This is a genomic window from Cupriavidus sp. GW823-FHT07A04, from assembly GCF_058794615.1.
Window position 1 is genome coordinate 192,496 of the sequence record NZ_JBXAHA010000006.1, and the last position, 20,419, is coordinate 212,914.

Annotated in this window: 17 protein-coding genes; 7 read left to right on the top strand and 10 right to left on the bottom strand. The window is 66.5% G+C overall.

Features of this window, described 5'->3' with window-relative positions:
- Positions 1-20: 20 nt before the first annotated feature.
- Together AC1Q7Q_RS12545 and smc are read right to left on the bottom strand one after the other, a co-directional pair.
- On the bottom strand, positions 21-1,409 hold the full coding sequence (locus tag AC1Q7Q_RS12545; RefSeq protein ID WP_492371693.1) for a cell division protein ZipA C-terminal FtsZ-binding domain-containing protein: 1,389 nt from the start codon (positions 1,407-1,409) through the stop codon (positions 21-23).
- Complete coding sequence (gene smc, locus AC1Q7Q_RS12550) at positions 1,406-4,921, bottom strand: chromosome segregation protein SMC (RefSeq protein ID WP_492371692.1); 3,516 nt, start codon at positions 4,919-4,921, stop codon at positions 1,406-1,408. The genes AC1Q7Q_RS12545 and smc overlap by 4 nt, the downstream gene beginning before the upstream one ends.
- 451 nt (positions 4,922-5,372) lie before the next feature.
- Here smc and AC1Q7Q_RS12555 point away from each other — a divergent pair, with 451 nt between their 5' ends.
- On the top strand, positions 5,373-6,248 hold the full coding sequence (locus tag AC1Q7Q_RS12555) for a ferritin-like domain-containing protein (RefSeq protein WP_492371691.1): 876 nt from the start codon (positions 5,373-5,375) through the stop codon (positions 6,246-6,248).
- A gap of 13 nt (positions 6,249-6,261) precedes the next feature.
- On the opposite strand, the gene AC1Q7Q_RS12560 is transcribed toward AC1Q7Q_RS12555, so the two are convergent.
- Positions 6,262-7,242 (bottom strand): DMT family transporter, encoded by a 981-nt coding sequence (locus AC1Q7Q_RS12560; protein WP_492371690.1) that lies wholly within the window; start codon positions 7,240-7,242, stop codon positions 6,262-6,264.
- 213 nt (positions 7,243-7,455) lie between these two features.
- Here AC1Q7Q_RS12560 and dapC point away from each other — a divergent pair, with 213 nt between their 5' ends.
- From dapC to prmB, 6 genes are all read left to right on the top strand, one after another.
- A complete protein-coding gene (dapC, locus tag AC1Q7Q_RS12565; RefSeq protein WP_492371722.1) occupies positions 7,456-8,673 on the top strand; it encodes a succinyldiaminopimelate transaminase in 1,218 nt (405 codons plus the stop codon).
- 83 nt (positions 8,674-8,756) lie between these two features.
- Complete coding sequence (gene dapD, locus AC1Q7Q_RS12570; protein WP_043346976.1) at positions 8,757-9,584, top strand: 2,3,4,5-tetrahydropyridine-2,6-dicarboxylate N-succinyltransferase; 828 nt, start codon at positions 8,757-8,759, stop codon at positions 9,582-9,584.
- Between the two features lie 197 nt (positions 9,585-9,781).
- Entirely contained in the window at positions 9,782-10,141 is a 360-nt protein-coding gene (locus AC1Q7Q_RS12575) for a hypothetical protein (protein WP_492371689.1), read from the top strand.
- Positions 10,142-10,164: 23 nt separating this feature from the next.
- The gene (locus tag AC1Q7Q_RS12580) at positions 10,165-10,512 is read left to right on the top strand and encodes an ArsC family reductase (RefSeq protein ID WP_150983508.1); all 348 of its coding nucleotides are present in this window, start codon (positions 10,165-10,167) and stop codon (positions 10,510-10,512) included.
- Between the two features lie 98 nt (positions 10,513-10,610).
- Positions 10,611-11,762, top strand: coding sequence for a succinyl-diaminopimelate desuccinylase (gene dapE / locus AC1Q7Q_RS12585; protein ID WP_492371688.1), 1,152 nt, complete (start codon positions 10,611-10,613; stop codon positions 11,760-11,762).
- A gap of 25 nt (positions 11,763-11,787) precedes the next feature.
- Positions 11,788-12,681, top strand: coding sequence for a 50S ribosomal protein L3 N(5)-glutamine methyltransferase (prmB, locus tag AC1Q7Q_RS12590; RefSeq protein ID WP_183031221.1), 894 nt, complete (start codon positions 11,788-11,790; stop codon positions 12,679-12,681).
- A gap of 91 nt (positions 12,682-12,772) precedes the next feature.
- Here the strand turns inward: prmB and AC1Q7Q_RS12595 are convergent, their stop codons facing one another.
- From AC1Q7Q_RS12595 to gsiB, 7 genes are all read right to left on the bottom strand, one after another.
- Positions 12,773-13,852: a M14 family metallopeptidase gene (locus tag AC1Q7Q_RS12595; protein WP_492371687.1), complete on the bottom strand. Its 1,080-nt coding sequence runs from the start codon at positions 13,850-13,852 to the stop codon at positions 12,773-12,775.
- A gap of 95 nt (positions 13,853-13,947) precedes the next feature.
- Positions 13,948-14,793: a hypothetical protein gene (locus tag AC1Q7Q_RS12600; RefSeq protein ID WP_492371686.1), complete on the bottom strand. Its 846-nt coding sequence runs from the start codon at positions 14,791-14,793 to the stop codon at positions 13,948-13,950.
- A 157-nt stretch (positions 14,794-14,950) separates the two neighbouring features.
- A complete protein-coding gene (locus tag AC1Q7Q_RS12605; RefSeq protein ID WP_492371685.1) occupies positions 14,951-15,763 on the bottom strand; it encodes a M55 family metallopeptidase in 813 nt (270 codons plus the stop codon).
- Between the two features lie 13 nt (positions 15,764-15,776).
- Complete coding sequence (locus AC1Q7Q_RS12610) at positions 15,777-16,844, bottom strand: DmpA family aminopeptidase (RefSeq protein WP_492371684.1); 1,068 nt, start codon at positions 16,842-16,844, stop codon at positions 15,777-15,779.
- A gap of 13 nt (positions 16,845-16,857) precedes the next feature.
- On the bottom strand, positions 16,858-17,775 hold the full coding sequence (gsiD, locus tag AC1Q7Q_RS12615) for a glutathione ABC transporter permease GsiD (RefSeq protein ID WP_183031225.1): 918 nt from the start codon (positions 17,773-17,775) through the stop codon (positions 16,858-16,860).
- Between the two features lie 11 nt (positions 17,776-17,786).
- Positions 17,787-18,707 (bottom strand): glutathione ABC transporter permease GsiC, encoded by a 921-nt coding sequence (gsiC, locus tag AC1Q7Q_RS12620; RefSeq protein ID WP_416048798.1) that lies wholly within the window; start codon positions 18,705-18,707, stop codon positions 17,787-17,789.
- A 154-nt stretch (positions 18,708-18,861) separates the two neighbouring features.
- Positions 18,862-20,409, bottom strand: a complete 1,548-nt coding sequence (gsiB, locus tag AC1Q7Q_RS12625; protein ID WP_253928212.1) for a glutathione ABC transporter substrate-binding protein GsiB — start codon at positions 20,407-20,409, stop codon at positions 18,862-18,864.
- Between the last annotated feature and the right edge of the window lie 10 nt (positions 20,410-20,419).

Below are 20,419 nucleotides of genomic sequence, written 5' to 3' on the forward strand. Positions count from 1 at the left end.
GTCGATGCCGAACTGGCGTATCAGAGACTGAACAAACGTAGCGTCACCGGCGAGCCCGCGGGCATGCCGCGGGCTTCCAGCTTGTCGTAGAGTGTTTGAAGCTGGCCGAAGATGGCGACGAAGGACGATTCGCTCAACGGCCGCATATTGTCGTCGACCAGTTGCGCGCCCATGCGCTGCGCCAGGCTGTAGCCGTACTCGCACACGGTCTTGAACGGCTTGGTCGCCTGCGCCGCGGACGGCACATCGAGCAGCAGCGTGATCTGGCGGCCGGCCTTGGCCGTGAGGTCATCGCGCAGGAAGTTGGTATCGCCGAACTGCAGCGTAAACAGCGCCCGCTGCACGCCCTCGGCGTTGGCCTGATAGCGCGTGAAGCGAGTGCCGTCGCGCGACAGGACCAGCCCGTCCTGGGTCGCCACCGTCTGCACATAAGCGGCCGACCACGGCGCGCCGTCGGAGATCACGTTGACGCCAAGCTGCACATCGCAACTGGCGGCAAACGCATCCAGCTCGCGGCCGTTGGCGACCGTCTCGGTCATGTCGGGCAGATCGGCCGAGGCGTCGAGCGCTTCTGCCAGCGCTTCCACCGCATTGACGAACTCCGAAAACTCGAGCGCATTGAGCGCGCCGCCGCGGTTGGCAAGCTGCACCGCTACCTGCAGGTCTTCGTACTGATGGCCGGCGGTGACCGGCTCCCAGGCATTGGCTTCGCTGCGTAGGCCTTCGATGTGCACCTGCTTGGTCCCCGCACGGCGCAGGCGGCCGGTGAGCGGCAGGATGCGATCGCCCGAGCTTTTGCGCTCCAGGTGCAGCGGCACGATGCAGTCGATCAGCGGATCGATGACGGCCGGTGTGGGCTGGCCATCGAGCGCAACGGGCTCCAGCTGCGCTGCCTTGGCAGGCGCGGCCTCTTGCTTGGGCTTTATCTGTTCGGTTCGTTCCGCGTGCTCCGCATGTTCTGCGTATTCTTCATGGTCTGCAACGTCATGCGATTCGGCGGGCCCGGCAGACTCTCCCGCCTCCTCGGCATGCACGGGCTTGCCGGCAGCCGCATGGGGCGCATGGACCGACGACGGCGCCGCGGCAACGGCGACTTCATCCGCCAGGGCTTCGTCGGCATCGGCTGAGCTGGCGGCCATGCCAGCCGCCACGGCGGCGGCGTCCAGCGGCGAAGCCGACAACGTGGGCTCGCGCCGCTCGACCTGATGCTCGGGCAATGGCTCGTGCAGCTTGGCGCTGACTTCCGGCTTGACCACCGGGCTTACCACCGGCTCGCGCATCGGCGGCAGGTCGTCTTCGGGCTGCAGCGCGCGCGGGCGGCGCGCCTTGCGGATCTGCCACTGGTTGTAGGCGACTACCAGCAGCAGCAGGACAATGCCTGCAACGATCAGGGCGGTCTGGAGCGTCATGCTGCCTCCGCCATCGAGAGCGCTGCGTCCATATCCACGGCGACGATACGCGATACACCTTGCTCTTGCATCGTCACGCCAATCAACTGGTGTGCCATTTCCATTGCGATTTTATTGTGGGAAATGAAGACGAACTGGGTCTTGTCCGACATGCGCGCCACCATATTGGCGTAGCGCTCCGTATTGGCATCGTCCAGCGGCGCGTCCACCTCGTCGAGCAGGCAGAACGGCGCCGGGTTGAGCTGGAACATGGCGAACACCAGCGCGATGGCCGTCAGGGCCTTCTCACCGCCCGACAGCAGGTGGATGGTCGAGTTCTTCTTGCCTGGCGGCTGCGCCATCACCTGCACGCCGGCGTCGAGGATTTCGTCGCCGGTCATGATCAGCTTGGCTTGCCCGCCACCGAAGAGCGACGGGAACAGCTCGCCGAAGTGATGGTTGACCTGGTCGAAGGTCCCTTGCAGCATCGCGCGGGTTTCCTGGTCGATCTTGTGGATCGCGTCTTCCAGCGTGGTGATGGCGTCGATCAGGTCGGCCGACTGCGCATCGAGGAAAGTCTTGCGCTCGCGCGCCGCCGCCAGTTCGTCCAGCGCGGCCATGTTCACCGGCCCGAGCGCGTTGATGGCGTTGTTCAGGCGCGTGACCTCACCCTGCAGGTAGGAGGGCTTGAGATCGGGCGTGAGCTTCTCGGCCAGCACTGCCTCGTCCACCTCGGCGGTCGTCAGTTGCTCGCTGAACTGCTCCTGGTTCAGGCGCGCGGCCTGTTCCTTCAACTGGTACTCGGTGATGCGATCGCGCAGCGGCTGCAGGCTACGCTCGGCGGCCAGGCGCTGGTCGTCGTACTGGCGCAACTGCGCCGACAGCGCATCGAGCTCGGTGCGGGCGAGCTGGAGTTTTTCTTCCTTCTCGGCACGGCGCTCCAGCGCATCCTGCAGGCCGGTGTGGGCGGTCTGCTCATTGATGGTTTCCAGCTCGACGCGGGCATCTTCCAGCGACTGGGCAAGACGCTCCGACTGGTCGCCCGCAGTCTGGATATTGCGGCGCAGCTCGTCGATGCGGTTAGCCAGGTTGCGCTCGGCGAACAGCGCTTCCTGCGCCGCGCGCTCGAAGTCGCGCAGCTGGTGCCGCGCCGATGACAGCTTGCTGTCCAGCGCCTCGAAGGCCATCTGGTGGTCTTCGTGCGTGGACTGCATCTCCGCCAGCGCGGCGTCGTGCTGCTCGAAGCTGGCTTCGGACTCGGCGCGGATGGCGCGCTGCTCTTCGATCTGCGCGGCGATTTCGGCCAGTTCCTCACGGATCTGGCCGCTGCGCGCGGCGTAGCGCTCCATGGCCTGCGACAGCTTGAGCACATCCATCTGCAGCGCGTGCACGCGGCGTGTGGCCTGCTCGCTGCGTCCGCGGGCCTCGGTGAGCGCGGCGCTGGCCTGGGTGTAGGCAGCCTCGGCGCGAACCGCCTGGCTCTTGGCTTCGTCGGACAGCAGCAGCTGGGCGCGCGCCTGCTTCTGCAGGTTTTCGATTTCCTGCTCGCGGGCCAGCATGCCGGCCTGTTCGGAATCGGCCGCATAGAGGTGGACCGAGCTGCGGCCCACCAGATGGCCCTCGGCCACGACGAACGACGCGCCTTCGGGCAGCGTGGCACGCTGGGCCAGCGCCGACGCCATGTCGGTGGCGATGTAGATATCGGCCAGCCAGTCCTGCATCACGGCCCGGATGCCGGGCTCGGTGATCTGCACCAGCGCCATCAGCGGACGCATGCCGGCGGGGGTTTCCTGCGGGCGCGCGGCCGGCGGCGGCGAGTAGAAGGCCAGCTTGGCGGGCGGCGCGTCGGACAGGAAGGACTTGATCCAGTCCAGGTTGGAGACTTCGAGCGCGCCGAGCTTTTCGCGCAGCACGGATTCCAGCGCGCTTTCCCAGCCCGGCTCGATATGGAGCTTCTTCCACAGGCGCGGCAGTTCGGCCAGGCCGTGCTTGGCCAGCCAGGGCTGCACCTTGCCTTCGGTCTGCACGTTTTCCTGCAACTGCTTTAGCGCGGCCAGGCGCGCTTCCAGCGATCCGATCGCGGCGGCCTCGCGCTGCACGCGTTCCTGCGCGCTGCGGCGCTCGCCGTCCAGGCGCGGCACGCTGTCGGCGGAGTCAGCCAGGATGGCCTGCGCCTCTTCCAGCACGGCTTCCTGTTCGGCCAGCTCGGCGCGTTGCTCTTCCAGGCGGGTTTCATCGGGGCGGTCCAGCCCCTTTTCTTCCCCGGACAAGCGCTCGCGGCGTTGCTCCAGCTGCTGCAGCATCTGGTCGGCGCTGCGCTGCTGCGCGGCCTCCAGCTTGAGCGCCTGCTCAGCCTGCATGATGCTGGCGCGCTGCTCGTTGGACAGCACCTGGGCATCGCGCCACTGGGCTTCCAGCGTGGGCAGCTCATCGGTCTTGTGCGCCACGGCCTCCTGGGCTTCGATGGTGCGGCCTTCGGCCACCGCCAGCTCTTCCTCGGCCTGCGCCAGGGCATCGGTAGCCTGCTCGGCCTTGCCTTGCCACTGCTCGCGCTGCGCCGTCAGTGCGGCGATCTGCGCCTGCACGCGATTGCGCGACTCCACCACATAGCGGATCTCGGCCTCGAGCTTGCTGACCTCGGCATTGGCCTCGTACAAGCCGCCTTGCGCGGTGTGCATATTGTCAGAGGCGGCGTAATGCGCTGCGCGCATGGTCTCGAGCTCGGCCTCGACGTGACGCAGTTGCGCGGTTTGCGCTTCCAGGTCGATCTGTGCCTGCTCGATGGCACGCGTGTGCCGCTCCTGCTCGGCCTGGGCCTCGCGCTTGCGCAGCAGCCACAGCAGGTGCTGCTTTTCCTCGCCGTCGGACTGCAAGGTCTTGAAGCGCTGGGCCACTTCGGCCTGCCCTTCGAGCTTGTCCAGGTTGGTGCCGAGCTCGCGCAGGATGTCTTCCACGCGGGTCAGGTTCTCGCGCGTGTCGGACAGGCGGTTTTCGGTTTCGCGGCGGCGTTCCTTGTACTTGGACACTCCTGCGGCTTCTTCCAGGAAGATCCGCATGTCATCGGGCTTGGCCTCGATGATGCGCGAGATCATGCCCTGCCCGATGATGGCGTAGGCGCGCGGCCCCAGGCCGGTGCCCAGGAAGATGTCCTGGATATCGCGGCGGCGCACGGCCTGGTTATTGATGTAGTAGGAGGACGTGCCGTCGCGGGTCAGCACCCGCTTGACGGCGATTTCGGCGTATTGGCTCCATTGCCCGCCGGCGCGCCCCTCAGGGTTGTCGAACACCAGTTCGACGCTGGCGCGGCCAGCCTGTTTGCGCGCGGTGGAGCCATTGAAGATCACGTCCTGCATGGACTCGCCGCGCAGCTCGGAGGCGCGCGACTCGCCCAGCACCCAGCGCACCGCATCGATGATGTTCGATTTGCCGCAGCCGTTGGGACCGACGATGCCGACCAGTTGGCCGGGCACTTGAAAATTGGTGGGATCGACGAAGGACTTGAAGCCCGCCAGCTTGATCGAGGACAGTCGCACGGTTGGTCGTGGGGTATCTAGCGTAATGCAGCGTTCAGGAGAGCCGGGCCCCAACGAGAAGCGGGGCCGACGCGTGCCGGTTGCGCCCCATGCCTTCTCTCTTGTGCCCGATAGATGGCGCTAATCATACCATCGCGCCTTCGGCGTCCGGGCGCTTTCCGGGCTAAGCGCAAGCCATTTCCCCAAGGGAGTTTGGGCCGCTTCCGATACACCCCGTGCGGTTCACGCCCCACACTTGCGGCGATGCTGCCATGCGGCTAAAGGCCACCACCCTGCGCTTAACGTCGTCGCACTTCTTGGCACCGGCGGGAAACTTCCAAGGGTTAGTGCTAGTCTCTTATTGTCAGCGTGATCCTTGAGGCCCATTGCACCTGCCGCCCCGTTCCCGGCGCAATGGCTGCCTCCGGCCAACACGGAACCCGGCTTCGCGACCCTTCTGGGAGTGTCCAGCATGACCGCCTTCTTACCGGCGATATCCGACAGCAGCTTGCCCGGCCAAGATGCCGTGAATGTGCCCAAAACGCCACAATGGTCCTTGAGCGACATCGATTTCCAGGCCATCGACACCGCCCTTGTCCGGCCCGATCGGGAGTTGTTCTACCTGCTGGTGTCGGCGTCCTTTGTCGAAAGCGGCTCGGACACGTACGCCGGCAACCTGGCCAACTACTACGCCGCCAATCCCGAGGCCTCCGGCTGGCTGTCCGAACACTGGGAGGCGGAGGAGCTGCAGCACGGCCTGGCCCTGCGGCGCTACGTGGAACATGTCTGGCCCGAGTTCGACTGGGAGCGCGGCTATGCGCGGTTCTTCGACGAATACCGCCATACCTGCTCGATCGACAATTTCGAACCCACGAAAGCCCTTGAGATGGCAGCGCGCTGCGTGGTCGAGACGGGCACCGCAGCCCTCTACCGCTCTCTGGAGCAAGCCAGCGACGAGCCGGTGCTGCGCAACCTGACGCGGCGCATCGCTGACGACGAGGTGCGCCACTACAAGCACTTCTACCGCTACTTCAACACCTTCAACGGCGTGGAACGGCTCGGCCGCCTGCGCGTACTGGGCGCCTTGGTGCGCCGCTTGCTGGAAATCAAGAACGAAGACGCGGAGATCGCGCTGCGCAATGTGCTGCGCATCGAGCGCGGCACCGAGGATATCCCGCAACGGGACGTGCGCAAGCTCAACTCCCGGGTGAGCGCCGTGATCCGGCGCAACCTGCCGATCGAGATGACGGTCAAGATGCTGCTCCGCCCGCTGCACCTGCATGCCGGCGTGGAACGCGCCATCCGCAAGCCGCTGGTGGCGGTGGTGTCGCGGGCGATGCTTTATTGAGGCGCGGCGCCAGCTATTGCGGCTGTAGCGCCTGGTCCGCCGCACCGGCGGCATCGTTGCCGCGACGCGCCTTGGTGCGGTGCACCAGCCCCGACAAGGCGCCAGCCGCCACGATGCACAGGCCGCCGGCGGCCTCCTTCCAGCTCAGCGTCTCGGTCGCCAGCCACCACGACGACACCGCCGCGATCACGATCTCGAACAGCATCAGCAGCGATACCCGGTTGGCCGGCAGGCGCTGCAGTCCGTACTGGACCACCGAATTGCTCAGCACCAGCGTGGCGGCGAGGCCCAGCATCAGCGCCACGCCGCCCCAGCCGATCACCGGCGCCAGCGCCACACCGCCCGGCTCCAGCAACAGCGCGCACGGCAGGCCGACCGCGGTGCAGCCCACGTAGACCATCACGGTGCGCAGGCGCGCATCCATCTCCGGGTAAAGCTGCCCGGCCCGGCGCGACAGCACATTGTTGACGGCAAAACCCATGCCGCCGATCAGGCCGGACCATTCCGCCGCGTGCGTTGGCAGCGGCAGGCCCACTTCCGGCGTCCACAGCATCAGCCCCGCGCCAAACAGCGCCAGCACCACCAGCAGCAAGCCGGATGCCGACAGTTTCTCGCCCAGGAAGACGCGGGCAAACAAGGCCGTCCATACCGGCGTCAGGTAGAACAGCAGCAACACCCGCATCACATGGCCGTTGACGCTGCCCCATACAAAGCCGGCGTTGGTCACACCCGCCGCCAGCCCGATCGCCACGAACAGCCACGACCAGCGCAGGCCGCCCAGGTGGCGGGCGAAGGCCACCAGGGCGATCAGCGCGGCCATGGCGCTCACCAGCGCGGCTGCCGTCATGCCACCCAGCCCCCAGCCGGCGAGCAGCCGGTAGGGGAACCAGGCGATGCCCCAGACCGAGGCGCCCAGCAGGATGGACAAGGTGGATTTGAAGGCATGCGGGTCGGCCGGGGCCGAAGCGGTGGAAGTGGCGGGCAGATTGCTCATGGGAAAACGGTTAAGGCTGCCACTTGGGCAGCCAGTCAGCATTCGGTATCGGAAAAGCACCGCGGCGCGACCGGGGCCGGTCGCGGACGGCCGGGGATAGGCAGGGACAAGCCGGCGCGGCGTGCCGGCAAGGCCTTGCCGGCACGCGGGAATGCGCGGCAATCCTTTATAATGACCGGCTTTGAGCTTGGCCCTACCGGCCTGAACCCGATCGTGAATCCCCGCCTCGACCTGCTCCAGCCCTATCCGTTCGAGAAACTGCGCGCGCTGCTGGCTGACGTCAAGCCAAACGGCGCGCTGCCCGCGATCAGCTTCGGCATCGGCGAACCCAAGCACCCCACGCCCGAATTCATCAAGACAGCGCTGTCAAACGCGCTGCAAGGGCTGGCGAATTATCCCACAACGGCCGGATCGGATGCACTACGACAGTGCATGGCCACGTGGATCCAGCGCCGCTACAACCTGCCGGCGGTCAATGCCGCCACCCAGGTGCTGCCGGTCACCGGCTCGCGCGAGGCCTTGTTCGCCTTCGCCCAGACCGTGGTCGACGCCAGCCAGCCCGGCGCGCTGGTGCTGTGCCCCAACCCGTTCTATCAGATCTATGAAGGCGCGGCCCTGCTGGCCGGTGCCACGCCGGTATTTGCAAACAGCGATCCGGCGCGCAACTTCGCGCCCGCTTTCGACCGCATTAGCGCCGAGACCTGGGCCAAGGTGCAGCTGGTCTTTGTGTGCTCTCCGGGCAACCCGACCGGTGCCGTGCTGTCGCCGGAAGACTGGCGCGAGCTGTTCGCGCTGTCCGACCGCTATGGCTTCGTGATCGCCTCGGACGAGTGCTACTCCGAGATCTACTTCAAGGAAGGCGAGCCGCCGCTGGGCGCGCTGGAAGCCGCGCACAAGCTGGGCCGTGCCGAAGGCGCCCATCCCTTCGAGCGCCTGGTGATGTTCTCCAGCCTGTCCAAGCGCTCCAACGTACCGGGCCTGCGCTCGGGCTTCGTGGCCGGCGATGCCGCCCTGCTGAAGAAATTCCTGCTATACCGTACCTATCACGGCGGCGCCATGAACCCGGCGGTGCAGACCGCCAGCATGGCGGCCTGGAACGACGAGGCCCATGTGCGCGACAATCGCGCCGCCTACGTACGCAAGTTTGCCGAGGTCACGCCGATGCTGGCCGAGGTGCTGGACGTGGCCTTGCCCGATGCCGGCTTCTACCTGTGGGCGGATGTCTCGCGCACCGGCCTGTCCGACACCGAGTTTGCCGCGCGGCTGCTGGCCGAGCAGAACGTTACCGTGCTGCCGGGCAGCTACCTGGCGCGCGAGGCCGACGGCATCAACCCGGGCGCCAACCGCGTGCGCATGGCGCTGGTGGCCACGCCCGAGGAGTGCCTGGAAGGCGCGCGCCGCATCGTCGCCTTCTGCAAGTCGCTGGGCTGAAACCAGCGGATGCGGGCAAAGTGCACCGCGCCGCACACACCGTATTTTGTTGTAGACAACGATCAACCACTGAAAACACGCATATGACGCAAGCACTGCAAGCCCTGATCGACCAGGCATGGGAAGACCGCGCAAGCCTCTCGCCCAAGTCCGCCCCCAACGACATCCGCGAAGCCGTGGCCAACGTGATCGGCCAGCTCGACACCGGCGCCCTGCGCGTAGCCGAGAAGCAAGGCAAGGAATGGATCGTCAACCAGTGGATCAAGAAGGCCGTGCTGCTGTCGTTCCGCCTGGAAGACAACGCGCCGATGTCCGCTGGCGGCTTCGCCCAGTTCTACGACAAGGTCCCGACCAAGTTCGCCAACTGGACCGCTGACGACTTCGCCAAGGGCGGCTTCCGCGTGGTGCCCCCGGCGGTCGCCCGCCGTGGCTCGTTCATCGCCAAGAACGCCGTGCTGATGCCTTCGTACGTCAACATCGGCGCCTACGTCGATGAAGGCACCATGGTCGACACCTGGGCCACCGTCGGCTCGTGCGCCCAGATCGGCAAGAACGTCCACCTGTCCGGCGGCGTCGGCATCGGCGGCGTGCTCGAGCCGCTGCAGGCCAACCCGGTCATCATCGAAGACAACTGCTTCATCGGCGCGCGCTCGGAAGTGGTCGAAGGCGTGATCGTGGAAGAAAACTCGGTGATCTCGATGGGCGTGTACCTCGGCCAGTCGACCAAGATCTATGACCGCGAAACCGGCGAGATCCACTACGGCCGCGTGCCGGCTGGCTCGGTGGTGGTGGCGGGCAACCTGCCCTCCAAGGATGGCAAGTACAGCCTGTACTGCGCCGTGATCGTCAAGAAGGTGGACGCGCAAACCCGCGCCAAGACCAGCCTGAACGACCTGCTGCGCGGCGACTGATCTCGCCCGCTGCATCGAGGGGAGCGCCCCTGGCCCGCAAACGTGCGCGTGCACGGCCGGCCTGAACCGGAATGCCGGATCAGAACGCTAACGCTCCCCTCACCCCTTTTTCCTTTTCCCTTTTCCCGCTCTCCAACGGTTCCCGCTCAATGGATACCGCCGCCGGCCGCCGCTGGCCCGCCCTTCGCAAGCGACTCATGGCCCTGGACCCGACCACTGTCACCACCGTTCTCTCGCTGCTGCCCACGATCCTCGAACAGGCCAACAAGACCATCGAGAAGATCAAGAAAGGCAAGCGCCGCGATGGCAGCGCCGACATGCCCGGCCAGGACGCGCGTGACCCTGCCGCGCGCATTGCGGAGCTGGAGAACGCCGCCATGCAGCAGGCCGAGGCCGTCAAGCTGCTGGCCGAGCAACACGCCATCACCATCGAGGCCCTGCGCCGCGAAGCCGCACGGCTGGACCGCCGGCTGCGCCTGATGACGGCGGTGGCCATGGCTGGTTTCGCGCTGGGCCTCGCCGGCCTGGTGGTCGCCCTCAACCTCTTGCTGCGCTAGCCCCGGCTGGCCCCGAATTCGCCATGACTGTCCTGCTCTACGGCATTCCCAACTGCGATACCGTCAAGAAAGCCCGCACCTGGCTGGAATCCAACGGTGTGGATTACACCTTCCACGACTTCAAGAAGCAAGGCGTGGACGAAGCCATGCTGCGCGGCTGGCTCGCGCATGTGCCGCTCGCCACCCTGCTCAACCGCAAAGGCACCACCTGGCGCGCGCTGTCCGACGCGGACAAGGCGCTTGCAGAACAGGAAGCCGGCGCGATTGCGCTGATGCAGCAAAGCCCGTCGCTGATCAAGCGGCCGGTGCTGGCCCACAAGGGCAGCGTCAGCGTGGGGTTTTCACCGGATAATTACGCCAGCCTTTTTTAAGCCCGATGGCAGCGCCAGGACATGCGCGCTGCCAGGACGCAAGACTCGAACCATGCACCCCGCCGGACTCCGGCGCCACGCGCCTCCTCGCTGCCACCATGAACCCCACCCTCGCCCTCACCGAAGACCTGATCCGCCGCCGCTCCGTCACGCCCGCCGATGAAGGCTGCCAGGCCGTGCTGGAAACCCGCCTGAAGGCGCTGGGCTTCGCCTGCGAAGCCATCGTCAGCGGCCCGGACGACTTCCGCGTGACCAACCTGTGGGCCGTCAAGCGCGGCACGCGCGGCCAGGACGGCAAGCTGCTGGCCTTTGCCGGCCACACCGACGTGGTGCCCACCGGCCCGCTGGAGCAATGGGGCTCCGACCCCTTCCTGCCCAGCCACCGCGACGGCAAGCTGTACGGCCGCGGCGCCGCCGACATGAAGACCTCCATCGCTGGCTTCGTGGTAGCTGTCGAAGAATTCGTGCAGGCCCACCCGGACCACGCCGGCTCCATCGCCTTGCTGATCACCAGCGACGAGGAAGGCCCCGCGCACGATGGCACCGTCAAGGTGGTCGAAGCGCTGAAGGCGCGCGGCGAGCGACTCGATTACTGCGTGATCGGCGAGCCCACCTCGGTCGACACGCTCGGCGACATGGTCAAGAACGGCCGGCGCGGCTCGCTCTCGGGCAAGCTCAGCGTCAAGGGCGTGCAAGGCCATATCGCCTACCCGCATCTGGCCAAGAACCCCATCCACCTGGCCGTGCCCGCATTGACCGACCTGGTGAACGAGCGCTGGGACGAAGGCAACGAGTACTTCCCCGCCACCAGCTGGCAGATGTCGAATATCCACGGCGGCACCGGCGCCACCAACGTGATCCCCGGCCATGTCACCGTCGATTTCAATTTCCGCTTCTCCACCGCCAGCACGCCCGACGGCCTGAAGGCGCGCGTGCATGCCATCCTGGACCGCCACCAGCTCGACTACGACCTGGACTGGACCCTGGGCGGCGAGCCCTTCCTGACCGCGCGCGGCGATCTCTCCGAAGCGCTGGCTGGTGCCATCGCGGCGGAAACGGGCATCAAGACCGAGCTGTCCACCACCGGCGGCACCTCGGATGGCCGCTTTATCGCCAAGATCTGCCCGCAGGTGATCGAGTTCGGGCCGCCCAATGCAAGCATCCACAAGATCGACGAGCACGTGGAAGTGCGATTTATCGAACCCCTCAAGAACATTTACCGTGGCGTGCTGGAACGCCTGATCGCCTGATCGCCGCGGACCAGAAAAAGACGTTATGGCAACCTCCTCCCCCCTGCTCACCGTGCGCGACCTGCTGCGCTTCGCGGTATCGCGCTTTACCCAGGCCAAGCTGTCCTTTGGCCACGGCAGCGCCAATGCCTACGACGAAGCCGCGTACCTGACGCTGCATACGCTGCACCTGCCGCTGGACACGCTCGACCCGTTCCTCGACGCGCGCCTGCTGCCCGAAGAAGTCGACGCCGTGCTGCAGGTCATCGAGCGCCGCGTGACCGAGCGCGTGCCCGCGGCCTATATCACCAACGAGGCCTTCATGCATGGCCTGCGCTTCTACGTGGACTCGCGCGTGATCGTGCCGCGCAGCTTTGTTGGCGAACTGCTGCATGAAGGGCTGGAACCGTGGGTAGGCGACAGCGCCGAAATCGGCCCGGTGCTGGAACTGTGCACCGGCTCGGGCTGCCTGCCCATCATCGCCGCGCATGTCTGGCCGAAGGCCCGCATCGATGCGGTCGACATCTCGCCGGATGCGCTGGCCGTAGCCCGCCGCAATGTGGCGGACTACAAGATGGAAGACCGCATCAGCCTGTATGAGGGCGATCTGTACGCACCGCTGCCCGCGGGCGCCAAGTACGATGTGATCCTCACCAACCCGCCCTACGTCAACGAAACCTCCATGCAAGCGCTGCCGGCCGAATACCAGGCCGAGCCGCGCATCGCACTGGCTGGCGGCGACGACGGCATGGACGTGGTACGGCGCATCATCGCCGGCGCCAAAGCGCACCTGAACCCGGGCGGCGCGCTGGTGGTAGAGATTGGCAACGAGCACGCCAATGTGGAGGCCGCGTTCCCCGGACTGGAGATCGTCTGGCTGCCGGTCAGCGCTGGCGAGGAACAGGTGTTCCTGCTGACTTACGAAGCACTGCCAGGTTGAAGGCTTGCACAAGACACGGCCGCAGATTCCTGCGGCCGTCTTCCTTCGCAATGGATGCCAGCCGCGACGGCCGGATAGTTCGCTCAGTCCCTCACCATCCCGCCAGCCCCTTCACCACCGCCTCCCTGACCTGCTCCACCACGCTCGCCCGCCAGTCGTCCGCATCCCCATAAAAGGCATGCCACATCGCCTGCCGAATCAAATTCCGCTGGCCTTCATCCGCCTCCGGGTGCAGGTGCAGCCAATGATCGCCACGTAATGCCTCCAACACCTCGGTAACAGGCAAGGTGCCGAACTCCAGCGCGATGCCGCTATACGCCAGCGTCGGCAACGTCTGCGGCGCGGCCACCCAGGCCATGCCGTTGAGATTGGCCGATGCCGACGAGCCATCGTAGATCGAGGTGACATTGCTGCCCCAGATAGCGCGCACCTTGCCGATTGCCTCTTCGCGGTCCGGCCCCATGTAAATCGGCTCACCGTAGCCCCAAGGCCCCAGGCCGGTATGCAGGTCGATCCAGCGCAGGGCTTCGCGCCCGGCGCCGAAGCGCGCCAGGATGCGGCGCAGCGTGTAATTGCTCCACGTCGCCTTGTTGCCGCCGAAGAACAGCCCTTCGGGCGCCTGATACTGGCCCGCGCTCACCGCCGCCTGGTACCAGGGCAGGCCTTTCTCGGCCACCGCCTTCATCAGCGCGGCCTGGTCGGTCTCGGAGGGCGGCCAGTGCTCGGGCAGCAGCATGGGCGCCACCTCGGCATACGGTGCGTTGTCGGGCAGCGGCTGGGTGAAATCCATGAAATTGCGGTTGAGATCAACGTTGTCTTCGTTGACCCGGCGCATATGCGAGAAGCCGTAGGGATTGACCGCATGCACCAGCAGCAGCGCCACGCCCGCGCCGGCGCACGCCTGCAGCAGCTCCGCGTCGCCCAGCATGGCGACCTGCGCCCCTGAGCCGCAGAAGCCTTCCACGCCGTGCATGCCTGAAGTCACCATGAGCACGCGCCCGGCCTCGGCGCCGCCCACCCAGGCGACATCCATGGCGAGTTCCTCGTCGGCGCAGCCGCGCTTGGTGGGATGGGGAAAATCGGTCAGGGTGCCGCCGGCAGCCTGGGCCGCGTCACGGAATTTCTGCCGGGCTTCGGCATAACTGCGGGAAAAGCTGGTGTGCAAGGACATGACAGCAGATTTCGCGCTTGGCGAGGAGTGGGGGTGCCGCTATTAAACGCCAACTTGGCCGGCATTGCCATCCGAAGCCGCCCGAAGCCGGGCAGCTAGCCTTTGCCGCCCTTGGCGCCCTTCTCGTTCTTGGCACCCAAATCGCCCTTCTCGCCCTTGGCGGCATCCGCCGGCACCGCCTCACGCAGCAACAGGGAGCGGAACGCATGCGGATGCATCTGGATGCCTGCCGCGGCGATCTGGGCGGCGGACAGCACCAGGTGGCGCGCCAGCCAGTCATGGATGCTGCGCAGGAACCGGCGCTGCTCGACGCGGTTGGACTCCTGGATCACGCGCTCCAGCTTGACGTGCGCGGTGTAGACATCGAGCAGGTTGATGGTCTTGAGCTTGGGCGGCGTGGTTGCGCTGCGCTCGATGGCGAGAATGCGCTTGACCTGGGCATCCGGCAGCTCGCCGGTCTCAAGGTAGGACTGATACACCGCTTCGAGCGCAGGAAAACGCACGGTGGGTTGCACGCGCGGCACGCCGGCCACCTTTTCCATGCGCAGCACGAGGTAACGAATGGCGGCTGTACGCCGCAGCGCGGCGTCGCTGGCCTTGCCTTGGCGGCCGCCGCCCGCCGCGCCGCGGGAACGCGGAGCGGCCGGACCGGTGGCCTCGAACTCGTCGTTGTCCGGCGCGGTCGCTTCGGGCACGGGCTGGCCGGCGTCCCGCTCGGTGTAGTCTGGCACCAGGTACAACAGGTCTGGCTCAGCAAGCACGGCCCGCGCGCAGGCCTCGCCAAAGGGGTACTCGTGGCCTTGCCCGTCGCGCAGGATAAAGGCCTGGCCGTTACCGAAGCCGTGGTGCCGCCCACGGCCGACCTGCTGCCGGCAGCGCGTGCCGGGCTCGACAAAATCCTTGCGTACGGGAGTCCAGCTCCCGTCGTTGACTGCGATCATGAATCTGCTTGTACCTGCCGTGATGAGTGCTGCAAAGTGGCTTATGGCTTGCGGGGCGCCGCCGGCGGCTGCCACCCGCCATTGTCCACCATGCGGCCAGCAGCGGCACAACCGGGCACAACAGGGCACAACAGGGCACAACAGGCCAGGGCGCAGCCTACTTCAGCATGAACGACATCGCCGACAGGCAGTTCAGCATGCGCACGGCCGCCTGCACCGAGGCGGCGTCGAATACCAGCGTGACGCCGTCCACGCGCTCCAGCGTGGGCCACTGGCAGAACAGGTCGGCGAACGCCGGGCTCTGGGTCTGCAGGCGGCAACGGATCGGGCCGTCGATCTTCAGGGGGCGCCCGTCCGCATTGCGCACCGCCACTTCGGCGGCAGCAGCGATGGCCTGGCGCGAGGCGGCCAGCGACAGCGTGGTGCCGCTGCCCTGCCCGCCGGCCTCCTTGGTCTGCACATAGCGCACCCAGGGCATCAGCGGTCGGGTCTCGTCCACGAAGACATCGTCGCCGCTGGCCATCAGCACCGGCACGCCGAATTCACCCGCCAGGGCGCCGTAGATCCCGGCCTCGCCCAGTTCCTGGCCGTTGAGCCAGATGCGGGCGAACGCGCTGCTGTTGATGGTGTGGGCGAGGATACCGCGGCTTTGCGCGCGGCCGTGGTAGCCGATCATGAAGACGCCGTCGCAGTCGTGCACCCCGGCCATCATGCCAAGGTAGCGCGGCTTGCCTAGCACCAGGCGCGCGCGCGGGTCGAGCTGATCCGGCAGCAGGTTGCGAAAGCCGCCGTGGGAGTCGTTGACCAGCACTTCGGCCGCGCCGCCCGCGAAGGCGCCCTGCACGGCGGCATTGGCTTCGGCCGTCATCCAGGCGCGGGCGCGTTCGTACTCGCCGTTGCCGGCGCGGGTCTGCTCGGGATGGAAAACCCCGGCTACGCCTTCGATGTCGGTGGAAATCAGGATCTTCATGGCTTGTGGGGATTCAGTTCGTCGGTGCCACGCGCGGCAGCCATTGCGGCAGCTCGGGCATCAGTTCGCGCAGCGCGACACGCTGGTGCCCGTCGCGGCCACGCACGGTTTCGGCCTGCCACAGCGCATGCAGGATGGCCTGCTCAACGCTGTCGGCGGCGGCATGGAACAGCGCATCGAGCCGGGTTTCGTGCAGCATGGCCAGCGCCGGCATGGGCGCGCCGGCTTGCTGCGGCACGGTGTAGGCGGTGGAAAAAGCGAGCGCGATGTCGCCCGAGCCGTGGCCGAATACCGAGCCGGTACGCGCCAGGCCCGCCCCCGCGCGTCGCGACAGGCGGCGCAGCTGGCGGGCGTCGAGCGGCGCGTCGGTGGCGAGGATCATGATGATCGAGCCCTTCTCCGGCCCTGACTCCGCCGGCGTTTGCGTATGCGCCTGGAGCCGTTCGGCCAGCAAGCCGCCAAGGCGCGCGCCGGCCACGGTGAAGCTGGGCAAGGTGCCGAAGTTCGCCTGCACCAGCGCGCCCACATGGTATCCACCCACCTGGCGGGAGGCGGAGCCGATGCCACCTTTCAGCCCGAACGACGACATGCCGCGCCCTGCCCCGACCGCGCCCTGCGCGAAATCCACGCTGGCCGCGGCGCAGGCTTGCGCATAGTGCGCCTCCTGCACGGCCATCGCCTGTATGTCGTTCAGGTAGCCGTCATTGCACTCGAACACCAGCGGGTTGACCGTTGGCCAGGCACGCCCGATCTCCGGATTGGCTGCAATGGCCTGCCGGATCTGCGCCTGCGACAGCGCGCCCACGGCAAAGGTGTTGCTCAGCACGATGGGCGTCTCCAGCACGCCGAGCTCTTCCACCTGCACCAGGCCTACGCTCTTGCCGAAGCCATTGAGCACGGTCGCGGCGGCCGGCACCTTGTCGGTGAACAGGTTGCCGCCGTGCGGCAGCACCACCGTCACACCGGTCTGGCAGGCGCCGTCGGCCAGCGTGCATTGGCCAACCGCCACGCCCGGCACGTCGGTGATGCTGTTGCGCGCGCCGGCTGGCAACGCGCCGATATGCGGCATGGATCCGGACATCCGCGTGCGCTCCTTAGCGCCGGTCGATCTTCGGGTCCAGCGCGTCGCGCAGGCCGTCGCCCAGCAGGTTGAACGCCAGCACGGTCAGGAAGATGGCCAGGCTGGGGAAAATCGCCACATGCGGCGCGGTCACCATGTCGGCGCGGGCTTCGTTGAGCATCGCGCCCCACTCCGGCGTGGGCGGCTGCGCGCCCAGGCCCAGGAAAGACAGGCTGGCCGCGGTGATGATCGAGGTGCCGATACGCATCGAGAAATACACCACGATGGACGAGATGGTGCCCGGCAGGATGTGGCGCATCAGGATGGTGAAGTCGGACGCGCCGATGCTGCGCGCGGCTTCCACATACGTCAGGCGCTTGAGCATCAGCGTATTGCCGCGCACCAGGCGGGCGAACGCCGGGATGCTGAACACCGCCACCGCGAAGATCACGTTGGTCATGCCGTTGCCGAGGATGGCGACGATGCCGATCGCCAGCAGGATGCCGGGGAAGGCGAACAGCACATCGGAGATACGCATCACGATGCGGTCCCACCAGCCTTCGTAGTAGCCGGCCAGCAGGCCGAGCACGGTGCCCACGATGGCGCCGATGATCACCGAGAAGAAGCCCGCCGCCAGCGAGATGCGGGCACCGGCCAGGATGCGGCTGAAGATGTCACGCCCCAGCGAATCGACGCCAAACCAGTGCGCGGCGGAGGGGCCGGCATTGAGCGCGTCGTAGTCGAAGAAATTCTCCGGATCGTAAGGCACCAGGTGCGGGGCGAGGACCGCCACCGCCACCAGCAGCAGCACGAACACGCCGGCGCCGAGCGCCAGGTGCTGCTTGCGGAATTTGCGCCAGAACTCGGTCCAGGGCGTGCGCACGGCTTCTTGCGTGGCGGCTGCGGCCGGAACGGCGGGCTCGCCGTTGGCGGGCGTGGATAGCTGGGTCATGCCGGCCTCACTTACTTGTAACGAATTGCGGGGTTGATGACGGTGTACAGCACGTCGACCACCAGGTTGATCAGGATGAACTCGAGCGAGAACAGCAGCACCTCGGCCTGGATGACCGGGTAGTCGCGCATCTCGACCGCGTCCACCAGCAGGCGTCCGAGGCCAGGCCAGTTGAACACCTTTTCCACCACGATCGAGCCGCCCAGCAGGAAGCCGAACTGCAGGCCCATCATGGTCACCACGGGAATCATGGCGTTGCGCAGGCAGTGCTTGGCCACCACCAGGAACTCGCCCACGCCCTTGGCGCGCGCGGTCCGCACGAAATCTTCATTCAGCACCTCGACAAAGGAGGCGCGGGTAAAACGTGCCATCACGGCGGCCACCGCGGCGCCCAGCGTGATCGACGGCAGGATGTAGTGCTTCCAGGTATCGGCGCCGATCGACGGTAGCCAGCCCAGCTGCACCGAGAACACCTCCATCAGCAGCATGCCCAGCGCGAAAGCGGGAAACGAAATGCCGGACACGGCGAGCGTCATGCCGAAGCGGTCGGGCCAGCGGTTGCGCCAGACGGCCGAGCTGATCCCGATCACCATGCCGAAGATCACCGCCCAAACCATCGAGGCCAGCGTCAGGTACAGGGTCGGCATGAAGCGGTCGCCGATTTCCTCGCTGACCGGCCGCTTGGTGCGCAGCGAATTGCCAAACTCCCAGCGCACGGCGTTCGAGAAGAATTGCACGAACTGCTCGGGCAGCGGCTTGTCCAGGCCGAGATCGCGGCGCACCAGTTCCACCGTGGCCTGGTCGGCCTCGGGGCCGGCCGCGAGCCGGGCGGGATCGCCGGGCAACAGGTGGACGAACAGGAACACCAGCACTGCCACGATCAGCAATGTGGGGATCACGCCCAGGAATCGTTTGAGAAAGTAATTCAGCATGATGCACCGGATGATTAAAGACCGCGGGCCGCCCGCCCTGCCCCCGCGACTGTGGGCAGGCGGCCGTGCACGGCTTACTGCGCTGTACCGCTAAGCGATGACTGAGCACGTGGCACCGCGCTGATGGGATGCGCCACGCGTCAAGCCAATGCGCTTACTGCTTGATGTCGATCTCGTCGAAGCTGAACGAGCCGTCCGGCGTCACGTAGGCGCCCGTCAGGCGCTTGCTGCGCGCATACAGCACCTTTTCAGTCACCAGGAACGCCCAGGGTGCATCCTTCCAGATGTGTTCCTGCGCGTCCTTGTACAGACGGGCCTTCTCGCCACGGTCGGTGGTACGCAGGGCGCCGGCGATGTCGGCGTCGACCTGGTCGTTCTTGTAGTACGCGGTGTTCAGCAGCTTGGGCGGCATCGATTCCGAGGCCAGCAGCGGACGCAGCGCCCAGTCGGACTCGCCGGTCGACGACGACCAGCCTACGTAGTACATGCGCACGCCGGCATCTTCCGGCTTCTGCACGCTCTCCACCTTCTCGACGCGCTGGCCGGCCTCAAGCGCTTGCACGGTCGCCTTGATGCCGACTTGCTGCAGTTGCTGCTGCACGAACTGGATCACCTTCTGCGCGGTGGTGTGGTTGTACGCGGACCACAGCGTGGTCTCGAAGCCGTTCGGGTAGCCGGCTTCCTTGAGCAGCGCGCGTGCCTTGGCCGGGTCATACGGCCACGGGCCCAGCTTCTCGGCGTAGTCCACGCCCGCGGGCACCACGCCGTCCATCGGCGTGGCGTAACCGGCGAAGGCTACCTTGGCCAGCGCGTCCTTGTTGATGGCGTAGTTGATGGCCTGGCGCACCTTGGGGTCGTTGAACGGCTTGACCATGGTGTTCATGCTCAGGTAGCGCTGGATGATCGAGGGCGAGGCGATCAGGTCCACCTTGGCACTGCCCTTGAGCACGGCCGCCTGTTCGAACGGAATGCTGAAGGCAAAGTCTGCTTCGCCGGTCTGCATGATGGCGGCACGCGTGTTGTTGTCCACCACCGGCTTCCAGGTGATGGTATCGATCTTGGGATAGCCGGTCTTCCAGAAACCGGCGAATTTCTTGCCCTTCAGGTGATCGGGCTGCTTCCACTCGACGAACTCGAACGGGCCGGTGCCGACCGGATGGAAGGCGATGTCCTTGCCGTACTTCTGCAGCGCTGCGGGCGAGATCATCACGGCGGACGGATGGGCCAGCACGTTGATGAACGGCGAGAACGGCTCCTTCAGCGTGACCTTGACGGTGTTGGCGTCGACCACTTCCGTCTTGGCCACGCGGTTGAACAGCGTGTAGCGCTTGAGCTTGTTGGCCGGGTTGGTGACACGGTCGAAGTTGGCCTTGACGGCGGCGGCATCGAAGGCTGTGCCGTCGTGGAACTTCACGTTCTTCTTCAGCTTGATGGTGTACGTCAGGCCGTCCTTGCTGGCTTCATAGCTCTCGGCCAGCACGTTGATCAGCTTCATGTCCTTGTCAAAGCCGAACAGGCCTTGGTAGAAGGACTTGGCGGCGGCTTGCGACAGCGTGTCGTTGGCGTCGTACGGATCGAGCGTGGTGAAGGTGGAGTACACCGCCATCACGGCATCCTTGGCGGCAAAGGCGGGACCTGCGCCGAACGCGGCCAGGGCCAGGCCACCGGCGATCAACTTGGAAGGGGCCAAACGGGTCATCATCGATTCTCCT

What these genes read in the sequence shown, in the direction of transcription:
- AC1Q7Q_RS12545 (WP_492371693.1), bottom strand. Translation starts at nt 1,409, where the DNA reads ATGACGCTCCAGACCGCCCTGATCGTTGCAGGCATTGTCCTGCTGCTG.
- AC1Q7Q_RS12580 (WP_150983508.1), top strand. Translation starts at nt 10,165, where the DNA reads ATGACTGTCCTGCTCTACGGCATTCCCAACTGCGATACCGTCAAGAAA.
- AC1Q7Q_RS12560 (WP_492371690.1), bottom strand. Translation starts at nt 7,242, where the DNA reads ATGAGCAATCTGCCCGCCACTTCCACCGCTTCGGCCCCGGCCGACCCG.
- gsiB (WP_253928212.1), bottom strand. Translation starts at nt 20,409, where the DNA reads ATGATGACCCGTTTGGCCCCTTCCAAGTTGATCGCCGGTGGCCTGGCC.
- gsiC (WP_416048798.1), bottom strand. Translation starts at nt 18,707, where the DNA reads ATGCTGAATTACTTTCTCAAACGATTCCTGGGCGTGATCCCCACATTG.
- AC1Q7Q_RS12605 (WP_492371685.1), bottom strand. Translation starts at nt 15,763, where the DNA reads ATGAAGATCCTGATTTCCACCGACATCGAAGGCGTAGCCGGGGTTTTC.
- AC1Q7Q_RS12575 (WP_492371689.1), top strand. Translation starts at nt 9,782, where the DNA reads ATGGCCCTGGACCCGACCACTGTCACCACCGTTCTCTCGCTGCTGCCC.
- dapD (WP_043346976.1), top strand. Translation starts at nt 8,757, where the DNA reads ATGACGCAAGCACTGCAAGCCCTGATCGACCAGGCATGGGAAGACCGC.
- AC1Q7Q_RS12600 (WP_492371686.1), bottom strand. Translation starts at nt 14,793, where the DNA reads ATGATCGCAGTCAACGACGGGAGCTGGACTCCCGTACGCAAGGATTTT.
- AC1Q7Q_RS12595 (WP_492371687.1), bottom strand. Translation starts at nt 13,852, where the DNA reads ATGTCCTTGCACACCAGCTTTTCCCGCAGTTATGCCGAAGCCCGGCAG.
- AC1Q7Q_RS12610 (WP_492371684.1), bottom strand. Translation starts at nt 16,844, where the DNA reads ATGTCCGGATCCATGCCGCATATCGGCGCGTTGCCAGCCGGCGCGCGC.
- prmB (WP_183031221.1), top strand. Translation starts at nt 11,788, where the DNA reads ATGGCAACCTCCTCCCCCCTGCTCACCGTGCGCGACCTGCTGCGCTTC.
- AC1Q7Q_RS12555 (WP_492371691.1), top strand. Translation starts at nt 5,373, where the DNA reads ATGACCGCCTTCTTACCGGCGATATCCGACAGCAGCTTGCCCGGCCAA.
- gsiD (WP_183031225.1), bottom strand. Translation starts at nt 17,775, where the DNA reads ATGACCCAGCTATCCACGCCCGCCAACGGCGAGCCCGCCGTTCCGGCC.
- dapE (WP_492371688.1), top strand. Translation starts at nt 10,611, where the DNA reads ATGAACCCCACCCTCGCCCTCACCGAAGACCTGATCCGCCGCCGCTCC.